At 39.3% G+C, this 21,006-nt stretch carries 18 protein-coding genes and 2 pseudogenes; 9 read left to right on the forward strand and 11 right to left on the reverse strand.

From position 1 onward, the window contains the following. The 3 genes from sodB (at position 1) to F8B77_RS01370 (ending at position 2,183) form a co-directional block, all read left to right on the forward strand. A complete protein-coding gene (sodB, locus tag F8B77_RS01360) occupies positions 1-585 on the forward strand; it encodes a superoxide dismutase [Fe] (protein WP_130043214.1) in 585 nt (194 codons plus the stop codon). 205 nt (positions 586-790) lie between these two features. Next, positions 791-1,297, forward strand: a complete 507-nt coding sequence (locus F8B77_RS01365; RefSeq protein WP_151653044.1) for a VC2046/SO_2500 family protein — start codon at positions 791-793, stop codon at positions 1,295-1,297. A 214-nt stretch (positions 1,298-1,511) separates the two neighbouring features. Next, entirely contained in the window at positions 1,512-2,183 is a 672-nt protein-coding gene (locus tag F8B77_RS01370; RefSeq protein ID WP_151653046.1) for an SDR family oxidoreductase, read from the forward strand. Between the two features lie 179 nt (positions 2,184-2,362). Here the strand turns inward: F8B77_RS01370 and adhE are convergent, their stop codons facing one another. Next, positions 2,363-5,014 (reverse strand): bifunctional acetaldehyde-CoA/alcohol dehydrogenase, encoded by a 2,652-nt coding sequence (gene adhE / locus F8B77_RS01375; protein ID WP_151653048.1) that lies wholly within the window; start codon positions 5,012-5,014, stop codon positions 2,363-2,365. A 588-nt stretch (positions 5,015-5,602) separates the two neighbouring features. Between adhE and F8B77_RS01380 the strand changes: the two genes are divergently transcribed. Further along, positions 5,603-6,442, forward strand: coding sequence for an ion transporter (locus F8B77_RS01380; RefSeq protein ID WP_167512725.1), 840 nt, complete (start codon positions 5,603-5,605; stop codon positions 6,440-6,442). 44 nt (positions 6,443-6,486) lie between these two features. Here F8B77_RS01380 and F8B77_RS01385 read toward each other — a convergent pair whose 3' ends face one another. Together F8B77_RS01385 and F8B77_RS01390 are read right to left on the reverse strand one after the other, a co-directional pair. Beyond that, positions 6,487-6,636 (reverse strand): hypothetical protein, encoded by a 150-nt coding sequence (locus tag F8B77_RS01385; RefSeq protein ID WP_151653052.1) that lies wholly within the window; start codon positions 6,634-6,636, stop codon positions 6,487-6,489. A gap of 156 nt (positions 6,637-6,792) precedes the next feature. Further along, positions 6,793-7,077 carry a YeaC family protein gene (locus F8B77_RS01390; protein WP_151653054.1) on the reverse strand — a complete coding sequence of 95 codons (285 nt, stop codon included), beginning with the start codon at positions 7,075-7,077 and terminating at the stop codon, positions 6,793-6,795. A 119-nt stretch (positions 7,078-7,196) separates the two neighbouring features. Here F8B77_RS01390 and F8B77_RS01395 point away from each other — a divergent pair, with 119 nt between their 5' ends. After that, positions 7,197-8,036, forward strand: coding sequence for a DUF2989 domain-containing protein (locus tag F8B77_RS01395; RefSeq protein WP_130086667.1), 840 nt, complete (start codon positions 7,197-7,199; stop codon positions 8,034-8,036). Between the two features lie 67 nt (positions 8,037-8,103). Here the strand turns inward: F8B77_RS01395 and msrB are convergent, their stop codons facing one another. Continuing rightward, positions 8,104-8,511 carry a peptide-methionine (R)-S-oxide reductase MsrB gene (msrB, locus tag F8B77_RS01400; RefSeq protein ID WP_130043207.1) on the reverse strand — a complete coding sequence of 136 codons (408 nt, stop codon included), beginning with the start codon at positions 8,509-8,511 and terminating at the stop codon, positions 8,104-8,106. 334 nt (positions 8,512-8,845) lie between these two features. On the opposite strand from msrB, the gene gap reads away from it, so the two are divergent. Next, positions 8,846-9,841: a type I glyceraldehyde-3-phosphate dehydrogenase gene (gene gap / locus F8B77_RS01405; protein ID WP_130043206.1), complete on the forward strand. Its 996-nt coding sequence runs from the start codon at positions 8,846-8,848 to the stop codon at positions 9,839-9,841. A 179-nt stretch (positions 9,842-10,020) separates the two neighbouring features. Next, complete coding sequence (locus tag F8B77_RS01410; RefSeq protein WP_151653056.1) at positions 10,021-10,896, forward strand: D-hexose-6-phosphate mutarotase; 876 nt, start codon at positions 10,021-10,023, stop codon at positions 10,894-10,896. An 82-nt stretch (positions 10,897-10,978) separates the two neighbouring features. Here the strand turns inward: F8B77_RS01410 and F8B77_RS01415 are convergent, their stop codons facing one another. Continuing rightward, complete coding sequence (locus F8B77_RS01415; RefSeq protein WP_151653058.1) at positions 10,979-12,283, reverse strand: inosine/guanosine kinase; 1,305 nt, start codon at positions 12,281-12,283, stop codon at positions 10,979-10,981. A gap of 183 nt (positions 12,284-12,466) precedes the next feature. On the opposite strand from F8B77_RS01415, the gene F8B77_RS01420 reads away from it, so the two are divergent. Together F8B77_RS01420 and trxC are read left to right on the forward strand one after the other, a co-directional pair. Next, the gene (locus F8B77_RS01420) at positions 12,467-12,790 is read left to right on the forward strand and encodes an HI1450 family dsDNA-mimic protein (RefSeq protein ID WP_105054367.1); all 324 of its coding nucleotides are present in this window, start codon (positions 12,467-12,469) and stop codon (positions 12,788-12,790) included. A 142-nt stretch (positions 12,791-12,932) separates the two neighbouring features. Continuing rightward, on the forward strand, positions 12,933-13,367 hold the full coding sequence (gene trxC, locus F8B77_RS01425) for a thioredoxin TrxC (protein ID WP_151653060.1): 435 nt from the start codon (positions 12,933-12,935) through the stop codon (positions 13,365-13,367). An 86-nt stretch (positions 13,368-13,453) separates the two neighbouring features. Here the strand turns inward: trxC and serS are convergent, their stop codons facing one another. From serS to lrp, 6 genes and pseudogenes are all read right to left on the reverse strand, one after another. Continuing rightward, positions 13,454-14,761, reverse strand: coding sequence for a serine--tRNA ligase (gene serS / locus F8B77_RS01430; protein WP_151653062.1), 1,308 nt, complete (start codon positions 14,759-14,761; stop codon positions 13,454-13,456). 121 nt (positions 14,762-14,882) lie between these two features. Beyond that, complete coding sequence (locus F8B77_RS01435) at positions 14,883-16,229, reverse strand: replication-associated recombination protein A (RefSeq protein ID WP_130048402.1); 1,347 nt, start codon at positions 16,227-16,229, stop codon at positions 14,883-14,885. Between the two features lie 19 nt (positions 16,230-16,248). Further along, positions 16,249-16,860, reverse strand: a complete 612-nt coding sequence (lolA, locus tag F8B77_RS01440) for an outer membrane lipoprotein periplasmic chaperone LolA (RefSeq protein WP_151653064.1) — start codon at positions 16,858-16,860, stop codon at positions 16,249-16,251. A gap of 41 nt (positions 16,861-16,901) precedes the next feature. Next, a pseudogene (locus tag F8B77_RS18075) lies at positions 16,902-18,464 on the reverse strand (DNA translocase FtsK); the annotation flags it as partial. Positions 18,465-19,015: 551 nt separating this feature from the next. Beyond that, positions 19,016-20,207, reverse strand: a pseudogene (locus F8B77_RS18080) (DNA translocase FtsK 4TM domain-containing protein); the annotation flags it as partial. Between the two features lie 227 nt (positions 20,208-20,434). Next, positions 20,435-20,926 carry a leucine-responsive transcriptional regulator Lrp gene (lrp, locus tag F8B77_RS01450; protein WP_130043199.1) on the reverse strand — a complete coding sequence of 164 codons (492 nt, stop codon included), beginning with the start codon at positions 20,924-20,926 and terminating at the stop codon, positions 20,435-20,437. Positions 20,927-21,006 lie beyond the last annotated feature (80 nt).

Genomic DNA, 21,006 nt, shown 5'->3' on the forward strand with positions numbered 1-21,006 from the left:
ATGTCATTTGAATTACCAGCTCTACCGTTCGCAAAAGACGCATTAGAACCACATATCTCTGCTGAGACTTTAGATTACCACCACGGTAAGCATCACAACACTTATGTTGTTAAGCTTAATGGCCTTATCCCAGGTACTGAGTTTGAAGGCAAAACACTAGAAGAGATCGTTAAGACTTCTACTGGTGGTGTTTTCAATAACGCAGCACAAATCTGGAACCACACGTTCTACTGGAACTGCCTAGCTCCAAACGCTGGCGGCCAACCAACAGGCGCTGTAGCAGCTGCTATCGATGCTGCATTTGGTTCTTTTGAAGAATTCAAAGCACAATTCACAGATTCTGCGATCAACAACTTTGGTTCTTCTTGGACTTGGCTTGTTAAGAACGCTGATGGCTCTCTAGCTATCGTTAATACATCAAATGCAGGTACTCCACTAACAGAAGAAGGCGTTACACCGCTTCTAACTGTTGATCTATGGGAACACGCTTACTACATCGATTTCCGTAACGTTCGTCCTGATTATATGGGTGCGTTCTGGGCTCTAGTAAACTGGTCTTTCGTAGAAGAAAACCTAGCAAAATAATTCATTTGAAGTTGCCGTATTATTTCGGCTAACTTTCAACCAAAAAGGTCGGTATTTATACTGGCCTTTTTTTATCTTTCATTATTAACGGTAACTCTTTGCCACTTAACGCTATTAATTAAAAAAACGGCAATTTATTTCCTAAAAAGACTAAAGTTTTTGAATCCTTTTCCGATATGTATTTATCATCAAGAGGAATTGATTCATGAAAGTACATACTTTAGATAAAGCCGAGTTAATCAGTGAAATTCAATACGGTTCAAACCTAAACCATGCTATGGAAGCGGGTCGCCGTGCAGATTTCGCCTTAATGATGTCTTTACTGTCTAATGACTTACGTGAAAATACACCTGTTGAAAAAATAGATGAGAAAAAAGTGACAGAAGATCTGCTTCGTCAACGCTTTCAATTAGCTGACGCTCAGATTTTACGTAGTAATGAAGAAAGCTACTCTCGCGCTGCTTCACAAGCAAACCAATTTCATAATGGTGGTTTAGCAAGTGCAAAACTATTACATGGACTAGCCCCGGATGCTATGGCTTATATGCCACAAGATACCCACGACCTACCAGAAGACGTATATCACAACCTATCTGGTCATCAACGTCGCCAACTAGAATCAGGTAATGAGATCTTTAATGCTATACCTCGAGATCTTTATAATGAGTTGGTAGCTGCTAAGCGTCATTCAGAAATGAACTTATACATTTAATCTATCGTTCTATCTTCTTACTCAGACACCGTTATTTAGTATCTCCAACAAGACATTATTCACATGAATTATGTGAGTTGGTGCATAAATTAGATAATTGAATACAATTTAATCACCATTTCTAGCCAAGCTCACAGCAGATGTAATATTTCTATCCCATTATTAAAGCACTTTTATTTAACAACAATGTGAAATGCTTTGAGGAAGGGATGCTATGCAAATTGAACATTCTACTATTCTGATCACATCTGCTGGTAATTTTATGGGCCGAGCTATTGCATGCCATTTTTCCTCACTTGGTGCGTCCCTTATTATTGCCGATTCAGATCACTATCAGTTACACGAAACACATAGACTCTGCGATCAATTAAACCCAAATGTTGTTAGTTACGAATTAAAAGACCAATCGACGCAAAGTATTCATGATTTATTCCATTCCATTGATGAAAGATTTACCAATGGAATCGATGTTTTGATCAACAACTATACTGATATAGCCCTACCAAGCTTGTTTTCACATCAACAACATGAAGCTCCTTCTCAGCTAATTGAATTAACTGAAAGCTTATTTTCTTATGGCCAATATACCGCGAACCATATGAGAGATCATAATAAAGAAGGCGTAATAATTAATTTAGGGTATCAGAAATTTTCACCACAAGTTCAGCAACTCGGTCATTCAGCTTCATTGCTCGCAGGTCTAACAAAGAGTTGGGCTAAAGAATTAAATCCTTTTAATATTAGAGTTGGTGGCGTCACTCCTTGTCTTTCTAGCTTACTATCAGACTCTAACGTAAATTTAATCAATCAAGAGTTGATAAAAAACACTGAATACATACTAAAGAATGACTATTTCAATGGCCGTATTATTGAGGCCACAGCGTAATACCTATCAAACACAACCTTTGATATCTCTAATTTTTATTTGGCTTATACCAGCCACTGTATGTAGTAAATGTTCAGAAATATCGCAGGCATAAAAAAACCACCTTGAAGTAAGGTGGTTTTTATTGTTCTCATATTTTCAAAATACTAGTGAAAATACTTTAGCTTGTTAGCTTCGAATTATTTCTTCGCTTTTTTCGCTTTTGCTTCTGCTTTCACTTCTGGTGCGTCGATTACGTCAGCGTAAGCCGTACCGTAGTAAGAAGCGATTAATACTTCTTTAAGCTCTTTGATCAATGGGTAACGTGGGTTAGCACCTGTACATTGGTCATCAAACGCATCTTCAGCAATTGAATCCACTTTTGCCATGAATTCAGCTTCGTTAACGCCAGCCGCTTGAATTGACATTGGGATATCCAGTGCAATTTTAAGCTCTTCTAACCAACCAAGTAATGCATTAACTTTCGTTTCAGTATTACCTTCACGGTAACCTAAATGCTCTGCAATTTCAGCGTAACGAGCACGTGCTTTAGGACGGTCGTACTGAGAGAAAGCAGCTTGTTTAGTTGGGTTGTTAGTCGCATTAAAACGTACTGTGTTAGCAATTAATAACGCGTTAGCAAGACCGTGTGGAATGTGGAATTCTGCACCTAATTTATGCGCCATTGAGTGACACACACCTAGGAAAGACTGCGCAAAAGACATACCAGCGATTGTTGCTGCATTGTGTACTTTCTCACGAGCGATTGGATCTTTCTTACCGTTAGCGTAAGAGCTTGGTAAGTACTCTTTAAGCATCTTAAGTGATTGCAGAGCGTGACCGTCTGAGTATTCGTTTGCAAGAACAGAAACGTAAGCTTCTAATGCGTGAGTTACTGCATCGTAACCACCGAATGCACATAAAGACTTAGGCATATCCATTACAAGGTTAGCATCAACAACAGCCATGTTTGGCGTTAGTTCGTAATCTGCTAATGGGTATTTTTGACCCGTTTTTTCATCAGTTACAACAGCAAATGGTGTAACTTCAGAACCTGTACCAGAAGTCGTTGTGATACATACTAGTTCAGCTTTTTGACCCATTTTAGGGAACTTGTAAATACGTTTACGGATATCCATAAATCGCATAGATAGGTCTTCGAAATCAGTTTCTGGGTGCTCGTACATTACCCACATGATTTTCGCAGCATCCATTGGTGAACCACCACCAACAGCTAAGATAACATCAGGTTGGTAGCTTGCACATGCTTCAGCACCGGCTTTAACTACTGCTAATGTTGGATCTGCTTCTACTTCATGGAACACTTCAACTTCCATGCCTTTCTCTTTTAAGATTGAGCGTAGGTCATCGATGTAACCGTTGTTGAATAAGAAACGGTCAGTAACGATTAATGCACGTTTTTTACCTTCAAGGTCAGTCATTGCAATTGGTAAACAACCGCGACGGAAGTAGATAGATTTTGGTAGTTTATGCCACAACATATTTTCTGCTCGCTTAGCTACAATTTTCTTGTTGATAAGGTGCTTAGGACCTACGTTTTCAGAGATAGCGTTACCACCCCAAGAACCACAACCTAACGTTAGTGAAGGTGCTAATTCAAAGTTGTAAAGGTCACCGATACCACCTTGAGATGCTGGTGTATTCACAAGAATACGAGCAGTTTTCATTTTGTCACCGAAGTACGCGATACGCTCTTCGTTGTTATCTTGGTCAGTGTAAAGTACTGAAGTATGACCAACACCACCTATGTCTAATACGATGCCCGCTTGACGTACTGCATCTTCAAAGTCTTTCGCTTTGAATAGACCTAATGTTGGAGATAGTTTCTCATGAGCAAATTCGTCATCCCATGAAGCTTCTAAGCCTTCACCGATAAGAATTTTAGTAGATGTAGGTACTTTAACATTTGCTAACTCAGCGATTTTGTATGCTGGTTGGCCAACGATGTTAGCGTTAAGTGCGCCATCAATAAGCAGTACTTTACGTACTTTATTTGCGTCTTCTTTGTTTAGAACAACCGCGCCGTATTTAGCGAAACGAGCTTTAACTTCATCGTAAATTGATTCAACAACGATTGCCGCTTGCTCAGAAGCACAGATAACACCGTTATCGAATGTTTTAGACATTAGGATAGAAGAAACAGCACGTTTGATATCAGCAGTTTCGTCGATAACTACAGGTGTATTACCCGCGCCAACACCGATTGCAGGTTTACCTGAAGAGTAAGCCGCTTTAACCATGCCTGGACCGCCAGTAGCAAGGATCATGTTGATGTCGTCATGTTTCATTAATGTATTTGACAATTCAACAGATGGTTGGTCAATCCAACCAATGATGTCTTTTGGTGCACCCGCTTTAATTGCTGCATCTAATACTACTTTAGCAGCGTAGTTAGTTGCATTTTTAGCGCGTGGGTGTGGAGAGAAGATACAACCGTTACGAGTTTTAAGACAGATTAACGCTTTAAAGATTGCTGTTGAAGTAGGGTTTGTGGTAGGAACGATTGCACAAACAATACCTAGAGGTTCAGCAATAGTGATCGTGCCGCCTTCATCGTTACGGTCGATGATGCCACACGTTAGCTCGTCTTTGTATTTATTATAAATAAACTCAGAAGCAAAGTGGTTTTTGATAACTTTATCTTCCATGATACCCATGCCAGATTCAGTTGCTGCCATTTTTGCTAGTTCAATACGAGCTGTTGAAGCTGCTAGAGACGCTGCACGGAAGATTTCATCAACTTTCTCTTGTGAAAAGTTCGCAAATTCTTTTTGCGCCGCTTTTACGCGTGCTACTAGAGCATCAAGTTCAGCTAAATTAGTTACAGGCATATTGTTTCTCCTAAAAATAAAAACTATAAAATTCATTAAAAACTATTTAGTAAGGATTCTGCTTTTTCATCCTTTTTTAGCAGTTAAGCTCAGCCAATTTTCTTGTAATCCTGCTTTAACTTCTTAGTAAATTGCTTTCAAAACTGATTATATTCTTTCACAATTTGAAAAGTATTGATTCAGATCAGTTATGAGAATTTATTTACCACTATCGTCTTAAATCCAACGAGCATCACAGTATAAATGCAATTTAGATCAAATAGTTAACTTCATTCATGACGAGCTTAAAAATAACAACTAATGATAAAACCTTCATTATGAAAATGTAAACTGTAATAAAGTTACATATTAAAGGCTAAAAAATGACAAATTATGGCGAAATCTTCGTGCCACTAAAGAGTAGTATATCTCCGCTCAGATTCACATCGTTTATGCATCAAATAAGTTGCTCTAGATCACTTAACTGTAAATATGACGACTCTTTTACCTTCTATAAAATAAATACGATTTAAACTTGTACTAGAGAGTAGACTGTTTTTTTATTATTCTTAATAAAAGACAGCCTATCATTAAGCACAAAAATTAATCATGAATACAAAACGCCTTAAACATTATTTATATGCAACGATATTTGGCACACATACTAAAGGTGGGAAGCGATTTGATATCGCATTGATCGTACTAATCCTTACCTCTCAAGCGACATTAATCTTAGATTCGATAAGTTCAGTCAATGCCATATATGGTGATCTGTTATGGCGATTAGAGTATATTTTTACTGCTATATTCACTATCGAATATATTTTACGATTATATTGCTCACCAAAGCCTAGCTCTTATGCGAAAAGTTTTTATGGAGTTATTGACCTACTCGCAATACTACCAACTTATCTAGCATTGTTTTTTCCAAGCGCAAGCTACATTGCAATCATTCGTCTCTTACGTGTAATGAGAATATTTAGAGTTTTAAAGTTAGTTCGCTACTTACAAGATTCCAACATTCTTTTACGCTCACTGTTGATGGCAAAAAGAAAAATCTTCATCTTTTTTAGTACTGTCGCCATTTTAGTTTCTGTTTTTGGTTCTTTGATGTTCGTTATTGAAGGGCCTGAAAATGGATTTACTAGCATTCCCCAAAGCATCTATTGGGCAATAGTCACTATTACGACGGTGGGCTATGGTGATTTGGTTCCGCATACTACACTGGGTAAAGCTGTGGCTTCATTAACAATGCTATTAGGTTATTCGATTCTCGCCGTACCTACTGGGATTATTACTGCAGAATTAAACCAAGAAATGAACGCGCACAGAAATCTAATACGTTGTCAAGATTGTGGAAAAGGAGGGCATGAATCTGATGCAATGCATTGTAAACACTGTGGAAGTGAATTACCTGCGCCTCATGATAGAGTGAAGAGTGTAAAATAAAAAAGAGATACAGAGTGCAAGACTCTGTAAGCATTGCCACAGTTTTATTCTGAGTATAGGGTTAAGGAACCTTGTGATGTATTGTTGACAGAGCCACTATTAAGAAACTTAGGTGCTGCAATAACAGCAAGTAGTATGAATACAGCAGCAAATGCTGCAAACTTAGTTAAAACTTGTCCCTTTGGTTTTTTCATCATACCACTTATCTAATTCTATGAAATTGTCGATAATGTACTTGAGTTGCTGCTTATCGACAATTTTATAGATTTTTTTTGGGAGCAATGTGGCATTAATATTCTCACCACTGAGATATTACTCTCAAAAAAGGAGGCGATGGGAAATATTATCACTTATTCTGATGATACGTTAACTCGGACGATATCTTCTTGCCCTTTTGAAAACTGCTTTTTAAGTTCTGCTTTTGATTTAAAACTGATGTCACCACCTTCCGCAACCGTCATATGTTGAGCTTCTTTATTATGCATTGATTGGTACAACATCATTGCTTGCATACAGGTACTTCTTTGCTCTTGAGATAACGGCGTACCATTATGCCATTTTCCTGTTTCGACAGCATATTGCAAATTTTGAAATACTTCTGGTGTCATTGATTCTAGTAATTTATTAATATCCATTGTTTATTCCCCATATTAACGACTCAGAAACCATATCTTTTGATTAATGTTAGTCAACATACTGCCGATAAATTGGTGTAATGGATCACGTTTCCTCTTTTTCTTTCTATAGGATCATCATGCTTTTAACGACTCAACGATTTACCTTAGTGGCGCTTGCTACTCTTTTAGTATCAGGCTGTTTTGATTCAAAACCAACAACAGAACAATTATGTGAAGAGCATGCAAACTTACAGTGCCAACAATTAAATATGCGTGATGGCCAATGCTTGAACCAAAGAGAGGCGCTTATATTGAGTCGTTTTGAAGTATTAAAGAGTCAAAGTGATCTTGATAAATTAAACACAATTAAAGCAACATATGAATACCAGCAATGCTTAACCTCCGCAGCACAAATTGAACCGATTACCGCTAAAGAGATTAAAACCAAACGCTCTGAAGCTCTACTTCATACTTATGATGCTATTGATGCTTTATCTTTAGAGCTTCAAACTTCTACAGAACCAAAGGTTCTTTTTTATCGCTGGACAACTGGAGATAAAAAAGCACTGCGTGAATTTTTACAATTAGAAGGAACGAAAGCATTAGAATCTGCCGAGTTACAATACGCACTTGCCACTTTTTATACGCAACGTGATGGGAATAAAACCATCCTAATTCTTAATCATTCATTAGAGTTACTAACAGAGAAAGATTATGAAAATGAATTACACTCAATAATCATTAAATCGCTTGCGAGTATTAACCATAAAGAAGGTAATAAAAAGCATGCGTATATTTGGGCTTTAGTAGGTAAAGAATTTCAACTACAAGTGGCTTCAGAAAAACAATTGGAGTTACTGTATCAATTTACAGCGGAAGAAAAAGAAACATTACTAAAAAGCAGTGAAACAATAACAAAAAGTATTGAAGCGCAAAACTTCCACCCCTCTTTACTACCAGTTCAAATAAAAAAGTAATTCAGAAGTAAAAAGGAGCCTGTGCTCCTTTTTTTTATTGCATTAAAGCTAACCGATATTTCCACTGCTAGTTTTTATTATTAAAATGTAGCGATACTGAATTAACACAAAAACGTTCACCCGTTGTCTTAGGGCCATCATTAAACACGTGGCCTAAATGACTATCGCATTGACGACAGCGGATCTCTGTTCTTTGCATTCCATGGCTATTATCCTCAATATATCGAATTGCCTGCTCATTCGCTGGGGCATCAAAACTTGGCCAACCACATCCAGAATCGTATTTATTCTCAGAAACAAATAAAATAGTTTGGCAACAGGTACAGTTATAATCCCCTGTAGATTTATTATGTAACAGCTTTCCTGAAAAAGGTGCTTCAGTACCTTGTTTTCTACAAATATCAAACTCTTCTTGGGTCAAACTCTCTTGCCAATCTGCTTCTGTAAATTCTGAAAACTGTTTTGATTTGTCCATTTGAAATTCTACCCCCTAAGACTTATTTAAATTAAACCTTGCTTCTACTCACCTTTGTAGCACATAATTTGCTAAAGTAATTTTACAGCAACCTAGTAAAATGGCGTTAATAGTTATGTCACTATTTTTCATAACATGTCATTAAGGTTATTAAATGACCAGATTTTCTATAAATTACGTAAGAATTTTTCTTTATGTTAACAGAATATGGTCTATTTTTTGATTTTAAACAATATAAATGGCATTTTTACTTGCAGGTTGGCTCAGGATTTTGTAATTTTACTACCAGTTAATTTAAACCTGAAATTCAAATTTAAGTTGTGGAGCAACTATAATGACTATCAAAGTAGGTATTAACGGTTTTGGCCGTATTGGACGTTTTGTTTTCCGTGCATCTGTAGAGCGCAACGACATCGAAGTTGTTGGTATTAACGATCTTATCGACGTTGAATACATGGCTTACATGCTTAAGTACGATTCAACTCACGGCCGTTTTAACGGTACAGTTGAAGTTGTAGACGGTAACCTAGTAGTAAACGGCAAAACGGTACGTGTAACTGCTGAGCGTAACCCTGAAGATCTTAAGTGGGATGCAATCAACGTTGACGTTGTAGCTGAAGCTACTGGTCTTTTCCTAGACGACGAAACTGCTCGTAAGCACATCACTGCTGGCGCGAAAAAAGTAGTTCTAACTGGTCCTTCTAAAGACGCTACTCCAATGTTCGTAATGGGCGTTAACCACGCTTCTTACGCTGGTCAAGACATCGTTTCTAACGCTTCTTGTACTACTAACTGTCTAGCACCTGTTGCTAAAGTTCTTAACGACAAGTTCGGTATCGAATCTGGTCTTATGACTACAGTTCACGCTACTACAGCAACTCAAAAAACTGTAGATGGTCCTTCTGCTAAAGACTGGCGTGGTGGCCGTGGTGCTTCTCAAAACATCATCCCATCTTCAACTGGTGCTGCTAAAGCTGTAGGCGTTGTTCTTCCTGAACTAAACGGCCTTCTAACTGGTATGGCTTTCCGTGTACCAACTGCTAACGTTTCTGTAGTTGACCTAACAGTTAACCTAAAAACTGCTGCATCTTACGAAGCTATCTGTGCTGCTATGAAAGAAGCATCTGAAGGCGAGCTTGCTGGCGTTCTAGGTTACACAGACGAAGCTGTTGTTTCTCAAGACTTCATCGGCGAAACACAAACTTCAGTATTTGATGCTGCAGCTGGTGTTGCTCTAACTGACAAATTCGTTAAAGTTGTATCTTGGTACGACAACGAAATCGGTTACTCAAACAAAGTTCTTGACCTAATCGCTCACATCTCTAAGTAAGCATTGGTATAGACTTTCTTTGAAAGCTAACTTAAAAGGTTTTGTATCTTTTAAGAATGAAAGGCGACTTAATTGTCGCCTTTTTTGTACCTGTTATTTAAGTAAAAGTACCTATTCCTTTTCTAGATTAGAGTGTAACTAAGGAAAAGAATATGTATTTATTATTTTAGGAGCGACCTATGAACCTTACTCACCTTCCAACCATCAGTGTGTTATCTGATAGCGTTACTATTGCTCAGCTTGATGATGTTAAGATCGTACGCATTATTCATGACAAAGCAGAAGCGGCTATTTCATTACATGGTGGACATGTACTGTCTTTCACTCCAAAAGGCCAAGATGACCTTATCTGGATGAGTAAAGAAGCTATCTTTAACCCTGAAAAAGCCATTCGTGGTGGTGTACCTGTTTGCTGGCCTTGGTTTGGCCGTATCGCTAACCCTGCCCACGGCTTTGCTCGCAATAGTACTTGGACATTAATAGAACACCGTGAAAACGAAAATGGGGTCATGGTAGTTCTTGGTTTAGAAGCTTCAGAAAAAACCAAAGCTATTTGGCCATTTGAATTTGAAGCTCGCTTAACAGTAGAAATTGGCGATCAGCTAACGATTACTCTTGATGCAAAAAATACAGATAATAAAGCGTGGAACTGCTCAGGAGCATTACACACGTACCTAAATGTTGCTGATATTAACACCACAACAATTACCGGTATGGGATCAAGCTATATTGATGGCTTACTGGAAGGGAAAGTATGTTCGGGTGTTGATACATTATCGATTAATGCGGCGGTTGACCGTGTTTACACTCAGCCAGAAAACACCGTCCTAGTCTCTGATACACAACGTACACTGTCTGTAACTAATACTGGCCACAATGCAGCAGTTATCTGGAATCCGTGGATTGAAGGCGCTGAATCTATGGGTGACATGAACAATGATGGTTATCAAACGATGGTGTGTGTTGAATCAACCTATCATGCTGCAAGTCTAGAAACAGCTAAAGTAATTCAACCTAATGAATCATTTGTGTTAAGTACAACAATTAACGCTTAATCTTAAAGCCAGAAACAAAAACGGAAGCACTAAGGCTTCCGTTTTTTATATCATCTATTTTAATAGTAAGCAGATGCTGAAATTATCTTTCCCAGTACGACTCTTCTAACGAATCTTCACGCTCTGGTAAACCACGAGATAAACGTGGTGAATGTTGCGCTAATACTTCAAAGCTTACACGGTTTGAGTACTTACATACTTGAGAAAACGAAGAGTATGTTAGGTATGAGTGCTGATGCTTACTTGAATTAGGCACATTATTACGGTGATAATGGTTTGCTGCCATATCATGTAATAAAGCCGACAATGCACCATCGCCTGCCCCATTGGTATTCTTGATTTTTTCAGGGCCGCCCATGTATGGTGAGATATGGGAATACACCTTCATTGGATTTTCACAGCTGTCTTTAATTGCAGGACGGCTAAACTCAAATTGGTTAAATTCTGGAATAGTACCTGGAAGTAATGGTAATGAAGTCTCACGCTTCGCTTCATCCTCTGTATAACCTGCCATATAAAGCCCTACAGGGCCCGCAGTACATAATACAAGATCAACCCAGTCAAGTGCTTTATCTGCTGCTTCTAGAGGATCTGATGCGCCTGTAAGCGCTTCACCTTCTTCTTCATTCATAGCAACAACGGTTACATGATCGTTTAAGAAATCACGCCAGTATTGTGGATCATCTTGAACAACAAATTTAGTACCCATAGTCAATACTACTGGTACGTCATGTTTTTTCGCGTACTCAATAGCTTGCATCGTAGCAGCTGGCATTGGGTCGCCATCTTTACAACGAACTAAATAAGCAGTCAGTACTAATGCAGATGCATTTTTAAAGATTTTCTCTGGAATGCTTTCTGCACGAAGTTGGTTCATGTCACCTTCGCTGATCGCAAACGTACGCTCACCGTCTTGGCTAATAAGCGCAAAACAGCGACCAATTGCACCAGGAACCGGTTGAAGGTAGTTCAAATCCATTCGGCTAGACGTATTACATAAGTAGCGATATGAGTAGCTACCAATATGAATGTCTTCACTCATCACACCTAACAGCGTTGATTTATCATCAGCGAGTACTGAATAGTTGTGAAGTGTATTACCAATCGTACCACCAGCGAATTCGTTGGTGATCATGTTGTTATCTTTAAGCTCATTATAAAGCATTTCCGCTTTATCATTATCGATAACCAGTGAGTGTCCTTTACTCAAGCCATACTTCTCAATAAAAGCATCGTCAATTCGAGCTTCAATATCCACTAACGTTTGATCAATACCGATAATGTGCGTACGCGACATTTTTTTGGTTTCTTGAGCTTGGCTAACTAATGGATCACGAGCGTGAACTGGAAAATAATGCTTGGATTTACGCTGACCTGGAAATTTCATAAAATAATCATTCAACTGGCTAATGGAAGAAGTGCGAAGTTTAGCCGCTCAATAACTCTGCCGCAACTACTGATATTAGCCTCAATGAAAGGCAAACGTTTGCTCTTTCTATTTGTTTATACTTCTAGCCTTACTAAGGCCATTCATGATAATTTATCTGTGTATTTTTTAAAGGTAACCACCATGACAACTGAACTAATTAGCTATGATGACGTAATCGAAGTCGCTTACGATATTTTCCTTGAAATGGCTCAAGACAACCTTGAACCAGCTGATGTTGCATTATTTACTCTACAATTTGATGATCGCGGCGCTGCTGAAGTTGTTGATACTCGTGATGATTGGGCTGGACACGTTGGCTTTGAAGTTGATGGCGAAGTATACGCGGAAGTTCTCATTGGCTTAGTCAATGAAGAATCAGACGTATTGGATGATGTATTTGCTCGTATGCTAGTCAGTCGTGATCCTGAACACAAGTTCTGCCACATGTTATGGAAACGTGATTAATTTTATCGTTCGTCTTTAACGACTAAGGAGCATTCATTTGCTCCTTTTTTATTATCCTCTCTCATTGAATCTCTTACTTTACACCCCCATTATTTCTTTATGCTCACAAACTGCTTATTGCAGAAAATAATAAAGGAATACCATGTCTCAATTTCAATCTAGATGCCCATCATGCAATGGACTCAACCGCCTTCCTATTGAACGCATTAATGACACACCTACTTGTGGTCGCTGTAAAGAACACCTATTAGATGGAAAGCCGCTAGAAGGTACCACTGATAATCTTGCTGCTTTAATGAATAGTGATAAACCTGTTGTTATCGACTTCTGGGCCCCGTGGTGTAATCCATGTGTTGGATTTTCTCCGGTATTTGAAGACGTTGCCGTTGAACGCAATGGCCAAGTTCGTTGTGTAAAAGTAAATACGGAAGCTCAACAACAAATTGCTGCACAATATCAGATCCGCTCTATCCCTACGATTATGGTCTTTAAGAACGGCCAGCGTGTAGATATGATTAATGGTGCATTACCAAAAGGTCAATTTGATCAGTGGCTAAATCAAGCACTGCTTAAATAATGTAAATAGCAGACAAACAAAAGCCGCTGTATGACTTAACATACAGCGGCTTTTTAATGTTTATCTAGTCCATGCTATAGAACAGATTAACCGATAAATTCTAAACCGTTCATGTACTTACGTAGTACTTCAGGGATAGCAATCTTACCATCAGCTTGTTGGAAGTTCTCTAGGATAGCAACCATTGTACGACCTACAGCAAGACCTGAACCGTTCAGTGTGTGAACTAATTCTGGTTTCTTCTCGCCTTGACGACGGAAACGCGCTTGCATACGACGAGCTTGGAAATCCCACATGTTTGAACAAGAAGAGATCTCACGGTACGTTTCTTGTGCTGGAACCCATACTTCTAAATCGTAAGTTTTACGAGAACCGAAGCCCATATCACCTGTACAAAGTACTACTTTACGGTATGGAAGCTCTAGAAGTTGAAGTACTTTCTCAGCATGACCTGTTAGCTCTTCAAGCGCTGCCATTGAATCTTCTGGTTTCGTAATTTGAACTAATTCAACTTTGTCGAATTGGTGCATACGGATAAGGCCACGAGTATCACGACCGTAAGAACCCGCTTCAGAACGGAAACATGGTGTATGAGCCGTCATTTTCAGAGGTAAATCAGCTTCTTCAGTAATTGTGTCACGAACCATGTTTGTTACTGGAACTTCAGCTGTTGGGATAAGTGATAGCATCTTAAGAGGAACATCACTCACTTGCTCTGTTAATGGGCTTGTGTGGAATAGATCTTCACCAAACTTAGGTAATTGACCCGTACCATATAGGCTATCGTGGTTTACTAAGTAAGGTACGTACATTTCCATGTAACCGTGTTCTTCTGTATGAAGATCAAGCATGAATTGTGAAAGCGCACGGTGAAGACGCGCAAATTGACCTTTCATTACGATAAAACGAGAACCAGAGATTTTAACTGCGCTCGCAAAATCAAGGCCATCAGCCATTTCACCAAGCTCAACATGATCTTTTACTTCAAAGTCATACGCTAGAGGGTTACCCCAACGCAATACTTCTACGTTTTCTTCTTCATCTTTACCAAACGGTACTGAATCATCAGGAATGTTTGGAACAGACAAAGCGATAGTTTCGATTTGTTGTTGAAGATCTGCAAGTGCTACTTTTGCTTCATCTAATTCAGAGCCTAGGTTTGCAACGTCAGCCATAATGCGATCTGCTTCTTCGTGATCGCCCTTCGCTTTTGCTTGACCAATGGACTTCGAACGGGAATTACGCTGCGCTTGAAGCTCTTCAGTTTTAACTTGAAGGGACTTACGTTGTTCTTCAAGATTGCGAAGTGTCTCTACGTCTAGCTTAAAGCCACGACGTGCCAGTTTCTCTGCTGTTTCATCCAGCTCTGTACGAAGTAATTTTGAATCAAGCATTTGTAATCCTATGCCTTATGGTCATTGTGTATTCAAATAATACAGAACACACTGAGTAATAAAATTTTGTGCAATTTTCAGTTCCAAATTGCGATTCGAATAAGATACCGAAAATGATCTTTTATTGGTAGCGTTTTAAGGTGCTGTTTTGATCTAATTGGGCTAAATATTCTAGCTTTTCACTAATTTTGGTTTCTAAGCCACGTTTTGTTGGAAAGTAGTACTTACGATCCTGCATTTCTGGTGGAAAATAATTCTCACCTGATGCATACGCATTTGGCTCATCATGAGCATAACGATAGTCTGCACCATAACCCATGTCTTTCATTAATGATGTCGGGGCATTACGTAAATGGTTTGGCACATCATAATCTGGTGAATTAATGGCGTCCATTTGCGCTTGTTTCCATGCGGTATAAACGGCATTACTTTTAGGAGCACATGCCAAATAAACCACCGCTTGAGCAATCGCTCTTTCGCCTTCAGCAGGACCAATGCGAGTAAAGCAATCCCACGCATTCATCGCAACTTCCATCGCTCGTGGGTCAGCATTGCCTATATCTTCAGAAGCTATCGCTAGCAAACGACGCGCAACATAAAGTGGGTCACCACCCGCAGCTATAATTCGCGCAGTCCAATAGAGTGCCGCATCCGGATTTGAACCACGAATGGATTTATGAACGGCTGAGATTAAGTCATACCACATGTCGCCTTTATTATCGAAGCGCGCCAGTTTTTCACCTGCCACTTCCGCTAATAAAGGTAAGTCCACCACTTTCTTACCGTCGTGATCTTCTTCTGCCATATCATGCAGAAGCTCAAGATAATTGAGTGACATACGAGCATCACCCGACACCAAATTTGCCAGTTGTAATTTTACATCATCAGGAAGTACAAAATTATCATCATTTAAGCCGCGATCTTTATCTAAAAGCGCTTGGTCTATTACCTGAACAATATCTTGTTTTTCTAATGATTTTAATTTGTAGACTCGCGCTCGCGATAACAATGCGTTATTGAGTTCAAAAGAAGGGTTTTCAGTCGTCGCGCCAATAAAGGTGATCGTGCCATCTTCTATATGTGGCAAAAAAGCATCTTGCTGACTTTTATTAAAGCGATGGACCTCATCCACAAACATAATGGTTCTTCTACCTGTGATTTGGTTTTCTTTTGCTTTTTCAATTGCAGCTCGAATGTCTTTTACACCAGATGTGACTGCCGATACTCGCTCGACTTCAGCATTGGTATAATTAGCTGCTACTTCCGCTAATGTTGTTTTACCGGTACCAGGAGGCCCCCATAAAATCATTGAGTGGATCTGTCCGGCTTCTAACGCGCGACGCAATGGCTTACCAACGCCTAATAAATGCTGCTGACCAATGTATTGCTCAATATTTTGAGGGCGCATTCTAGCAGCAAGGGGACGAAAATCGTCCCCTGCTGAAAAATCTAAACTGAAGTTACTCACGTTTATCCTTTATCTTTCATTAGCGCTGATCATCAATATCAACACCTTCTGGCACAGTAAAAGTGAAATTACTTTGTGCTGGTTTTTTCGCTTCAAATTTCGTAAAGCTAAAGTCACTACGTTGTCCGTCTTGCTCTACAACAGAGAATCCAGTGACATTACCTGATGGCTGTATATTGACAATAAAGTCGCTTTTTACTGCTGAATCAGATTTTGGGGACACGGTGAACGCATCACCATTTTGTGTCACAGAATAATTATCCCAATCAGAAGACTTGTTACGTGTTAATAATACAAATGGGGTCTGTGTTGTGGCTTTTTCAAGCCCCATTAAGGTTACTTGCTCAACAAATGGATTGTAATACCACAATGTTTCGCCATCAGTGACTAATAAATTCTCATCAGGCGTTTGAGTATGCCAGCGAAATAAATTAGGACGTAAGATCTTCACATCCCCTTCGCCTTGCATTAAAATATCCCCTTCTGGGCTCACTACTTTTTGAGTAAATACCGCTTCAAAGCCAGCATTTTGATTTAAACGCTCAGTCAATTCACTTTGAGGAGACGCCAAAACTGCTGCACTAAATACACTAGAACTTAATAAACACAGAGAAACTAAAAACTTTTTCATCAATAATTTTCACTTATCTAATAAAAATAATACCAATTCGATTAATCGCCACTGCCTACTGGAGGTGGCGCTATCACTTCACGGTTACCATTATGGCCCGGAGTACTAACAATGCCATGCGCTTCTAATTGTTCAACGATACGAGCGGCACGGTTATAACCAATTCTGAATTGACGTTGCACCCCAGAAACAGAGCCACGACGTGAAGTGGTTACAAACTCAACCACTTGATCAAACAATTGGTCTAGCTCTTCTTCGCCTTCTGGTTTCTCACCAGGAAGTAACGCTTCAGCACCTTGTTCGCTCTTAGTAATCGCATCAATGTAATTTGGACGACCACGCGCTTTCCAATCATTAACCACTGCATGTACGTCATCATCCGATGCAAAGGCACCGTGAACACGAACGGTATGGTTAGAACCCGGTGCTAAGTAAAGCATATCACCCATACCAAGTAGAGATTCCGCACCACCTTGGTCAAGAATAGTTCTTGAATCGGTTTTAGTTGATACCGTAAACGCAACACGTGTTGGAATGTTTGCTTTAATCAAACCAGTAATAACATCTACCGATGGGCGTTGGGTTGCCAAGATTAAGTGAATACCTGCAGCACGGGCTTTTTGAGCCAAACGAGCAATCAATTCTTCTACTTTCTTACCAACAACCATCATCAAGTCAGCAAACTCATCAACAATCACAATGATAGATGGCAGTTTTTCTAGCAATGGTGGCATTTCATCCATGCTGTCACCCGGTTTCCATAATGGATCATGAATTGGGTGCCCTGCTGCTGCTGCCATTTTCAATTTATCATTAAAGCCTTGTAGGTTACGAACCCCTAACGCTGACATTAATTTATAACGACGTTCCATTTCACCAACACACCAACGCAATGCATTACCTGCATCTTTCATGTCAGTCACAACTTCAGTCAATAGATGTGGGATTCCTTCATAAATAGAAAGTTCCAACATTTTTGGATCGATCATGATAAAACGTACATCTTCTGGGGTCGCTTTATAAAGCACACTCAAAATCATGACGTTTACACCAACCGATTTACCAGAGCCCGTTGTACCAGCAACCAGTACGTGAGGCATTTTAGCTAAATCAGCAATAACCGCTTCACCGGCAATATCAAGCCCCATAACGACGGTTGTTGGCGATTTTGCATTTTTAAATGTATCACTGCCAACCACATCAGAGAAAAATACCGTTTGACGATTAAAGTTAGGCAACTCTAGGCCCACATAAGGCTTACCTGGGATCACTTCAACAACACGCACTGCCATTGCCGATAAAGAACGCGCTAAATCGGTTGCTAAACCAGAAATACGGCTTACTTTTACACCAGGCGCTAAATCTAGCTCAAATCGTGTGATCACAGGACCAGGGAAGATATCCACCACTCGTGCTTTAATTTTATAATCAGCCAGTTTTGCTTCAACCAAACGAGCGGTATGCTCTAGTGATTCTCGAGATTCCATTTCTGCACGGGTATCTGGAGCAAATAACAAATCCAAGGTTGGCATCGGAGATGTTGGTTTTGGTAGATTAGGCTCAGAGTTAACTAAGAACGGATTCTGCAGTGCCGCTTGCGTTGCCTTTTCTTTGGCGACTAAAGCTTGGAACGCAGCAATATCCGCATCTGAATGCGTAGGCTCTTCTTCAACTGTTAGCTCTTCGTCTCTAGCGTCTTCAACTACCGCCTCTTCAATCGTAACACTTCTCGCAGACAAATGAGGAAGATCACTTTCTTCTATTTCAACCGTTTCAATCTCTTCTGTAGAAGAATCGAACGCATTAATGTGTAATTCATTAAGCGTTTCAGGTTGCACCTCTTCTACGGCGCTAAATGCAGGTAGCGTTTCTTCTTCTAATGCATTGAATGATTCTTCTTGTTTTAAGTCTTCAATTTCAACTTCTTGCTCAAGTGCAGAGAAACTCGATTCATTAGTAGTATCAATTCCCTCTTTCTCATCTAGGTTATCTTCAAGCTCAATAGAAGGATCAACGGATACCGCTCTGTCTGATATTTCCTCAAGATCATTTTCAAATACTGGGTTCTCAAACTCATTTCCGTATTGTTCATTATATTGTGAACTCAATGACTCAAGTATACTCGCTTCAGAATCAGCAACCATTGCCACTGAACTCACTGTGGCAACAGTAGCTGTAGGGAATGACTGCTCAGCGTTTACTTGACTTAATAACGGATCTTGGACTAATGCTTCATTATCCAGCTCTGCAATAGTCGCGTTACTGCGCATAGATAAATTAATACCATCTTCTAAGCTCTCAGGGACGATCTGCTCTTGTGGTGCCATAGAATAAACAGGTGCGTCTACAGAACTATAAATACTGTCAGTATCCGCACTTTCCATTTCTACAGCTGGTGTCGTTTCCGTCAACTCAACGATAGGTTCAGAAACAGATTCATTTACTGTCGAGAATAGAGGATCATCAGAATAAGCGGCCTCTCTTTCATAGTGGTCAACATTACTTGTTTGCATTTCCTGCGGAGCATTGGCAAACATAGATAACTCACGAGAAGAAATTTTAGGTGTCTCAAATGAGTCTACCGCTTTCGAAAATTCAGCTTCATCCTCTTTCTCTTCATGACGATGTTCATGTTCGACTTGGTACGTTTCGTCTTCGGTTTTTCTCACTTTATTAACAATACTTCTGATCCCTTCTAATGCGAAACCACCAAGGTTATCAACAATAGTTAGCCAAGAGACCCCAGTGAATAGCGTCAAGCCAGCTCCCCACAAGAACATAAAGATAAGCGTTGAGCCAAGTAAATTCAAAATAGGCATTGTTATGCTTGTCAAGACATCGCCAACCACACCGCCTGATGAGAAATACCATAAATCATCGAAGCTTGTATCAGCTAATGCACAACTAGTTAAAAAGAGCATAAGTAAGCCTAGAATACGAGTTCCGATCATCATAAGATCTAACTCTTCATTTTCCTCTCGCTCTTTTTTACGAAAAGCTATCCAAGTGCAAGCTAGTAAGATTACTGGTAGTAAATAAGCCAAAGACCCAAAGGCAAAGAAAAGCGTATCTGCTATCCACGCGCCAAATGACCCGCCTACGTTGTCTACGGTTCCAGCCCATGACGTTTGAGTCCATGATGGATCTGCAGGGTTAAAGCTAAATAAAGAGATAGTAATAAAAATCGTTGCTAGTAAGCCAAAGATAAAACACGCTTCTTGCAAACGCTGATTACCATTCAATCGCTCTTTATCAGGCTCAGCAACCGCTTCAACTTTTAGTGTACTCAGCTGCATTTTTCTTTCTGAAATCTTTTCTTTAATCTTTGTAAACAAAATACTATCCAATGTTACTGTGCTTAGATTTAGTCATCCCTCTCACTATGGTGAATGCATTTAAGAGAAAAGAAGCAAGGATCACAAAATCTATAGAAATTAAAAACAAGTCGAGCGGCAGAACGCCGCTCGTCATTACTTAAAAGCGTATTAGATAGAATATACCTAATCGCCTTTAAGCTCTTCAAGATTTTGTAAATTAAAGAAAGAAAACTCTCTAATTTACTACCTTGATTCAATTAGCGAGTTTTAATCACTAAATGATTGGTTTGTTTTACTTCTTCCATTACCACATAAGTACGAGTGTCATTAACACCAGGAAGACGCAATAGTGTATCACCAAGTAAACGACGATAAGCACTCATATCTGATACACGAGTCTTTAAAAGGTAATCAAAATCACCTGAAACTAAGTGACACTCTTGAATATCATCTAGCAGTTGAACCGCTGTGTTAAATTGCTCGAACACATCAGGGGCACCACGATTAAGCGTGATTTCAACAAATACCAATAATGATGCATCAAGATATTGTGGATTCAACAAGGCAGTATAGCCATTGATGTATCCTTGACGCTCTAAACGACGAACACGCTCTAAACACGGAGTTGGCGACAGGCCTACTCTTTTAGATAATTCAACATTTGAAATTCGTCCATCTTTCTGGAGTTCATTTAAAATATTGCGATCGATACGATCCAGATCCTTGGAAGGTTTCTTATTATCTACCATTTTTTATTCCACCTTATTACTTCCTTGCAAAAAAATATACTACAACTTTTTAATATTTAGCATCAAATTTTGCTAATTAC

The sequence above is a fragment of the Aliivibrio finisterrensis genome, from assembly GCF_008933155.1.
Lineage (GTDB): Bacteria > Pseudomonadota > Gammaproteobacteria > Enterobacterales > Vibrionaceae > Aliivibrio > Aliivibrio finisterrensis.

Coding starts and splice junctions, on each gene's coding strand:
- sodB (WP_130043214.1), top strand. CDS start 1: ATGTCATTTGAATTACCAGCTCTACCGTTCGCAAAAGACGCATTAGAA.
- F8B77_RS01415 (WP_151653058.1), bottom strand. CDS start 12,283: ATGAAATTTCCAGGTCAGCGTAAATCCAAGCATTATTTTCCAGTTCAC.
- F8B77_RS01395 (WP_130086667.1), top strand. CDS start 7,197: ATGCTTTTAACGACTCAACGATTTACCTTAGTGGCGCTTGCTACTCTT.
- lrp (WP_130043199.1), bottom strand. CDS start 20,926: ATGGTAGATAATAAGAAACCTTCCAAGGATCTGGATCGTATCGATCGC.
- lolA (WP_151653064.1), bottom strand. CDS start 16,860: ATGAAAAAGTTTTTAGTTTCTCTGTGTTTATTAAGTTCTAGTGTATTT.
- F8B77_RS01385 (WP_151653052.1), bottom strand. CDS start 6,636: ATGAAAAAACCAAAGGGACAAGTTTTAACTAAGTTTGCAGCATTTGCT.
- msrB (WP_130043207.1), bottom strand. CDS start 8,511: ATGGACAAATCAAAACAGTTTTCAGAATTTACAGAAGCAGATTGGCAA.
- F8B77_RS01380 (WP_167512725.1), top strand. CDS start 5,603: ATGAATACAAAACGCCTTAAACATTATTTATATGCAACGATATTTGGC.
- F8B77_RS01410 (WP_151653056.1), top strand. CDS start 10,021: ATGAACCTTACTCACCTTCCAACCATCAGTGTGTTATCTGATAGCGTT.
- F8B77_RS01370 (WP_151653046.1), top strand. CDS start 1,512: ATGCAAATTGAACATTCTACTATTCTGATCACATCTGCTGGTAATTTT.
- F8B77_RS01365 (WP_151653044.1), top strand. CDS start 791: ATGAAAGTACATACTTTAGATAAAGCCGAGTTAATCAGTGAAATTCAA.
- F8B77_RS01420 (WP_105054367.1), top strand. CDS start 12,467: ATGACAACTGAACTAATTAGCTATGATGACGTAATCGAAGTCGCTTAC.
- trxC (WP_151653060.1), top strand. CDS start 12,933: ATGTCTCAATTTCAATCTAGATGCCCATCATGCAATGGACTCAACCGC.
- gap (WP_130043206.1), top strand. CDS start 8,846: ATGACTATCAAAGTAGGTATTAACGGTTTTGGCCGTATTGGACGTTTT.
- F8B77_RS01390 (WP_151653054.1), bottom strand. CDS start 7,077: ATGGATATTAATAAATTACTAGAATCAATGACACCAGAAGTATTTCAA.
- adhE (WP_151653048.1), bottom strand. CDS start 5,014: ATGCCTGTAACTAATTTAGCTGAACTTGATGCTCTAGTAGCACGCGTA.
- serS (WP_151653062.1), bottom strand. CDS start 14,761: ATGCTTGATTCAAAATTACTTCGTACAGAGCTGGATGAAACAGCAGAG.